Origin of the sequence: Comamonas halotolerans (assembly GCF_030162935.1) — a bacterium.
GTDB classification, from domain to species: domain Bacteria; phylum Pseudomonadota; class Gammaproteobacteria; order Burkholderiales; family Burkholderiaceae_C; genus Comamonas; species Comamonas halotolerans.
Window position 1 is genome coordinate 1 of the sequence record NZ_JASAUZ010000061.1, and the last position, 267, is coordinate 267.

Consider the following 267-nt stretch of genomic DNA (forward strand, 5'->3'; position numbering starts at 1 on the left):
AGCGATAACGCCCGGGTGGTTGCCTGCACCGTCTTCTCCGGCGCTCCAGGGCGGCAGATCCTGCGCAGTGTGCAGCTGCTGGCTGACCACGGGACGGTCAATATCGCCGTCGATAAAACTCAGCTGCACTTGCGCGCCAATGCGTGGCAGCACCAGTGCCCCCCAGTTGGGCCCGGCCATGGGGGAGACCACACGCAGCCAGACACTGGGCGTGTGGCTGCCTGGGCGTGAGGGTGTGCCAGCGCCTTGCTGTGCGGCCTGCTGCGG

Annotated in this window: 1 protein-coding gene; it reads right to left on the minus strand. The window is 67.8% G+C overall.

What is annotated here, in order from left to right; all coding sequences use genetic code 11:
- A partial coding sequence (locus QEP11_RS16615) for a phage baseplate assembly protein V (protein ID WP_284337764.1) occupies window positions 1–267 on the minus strand: 267 nt, incomplete at both ends.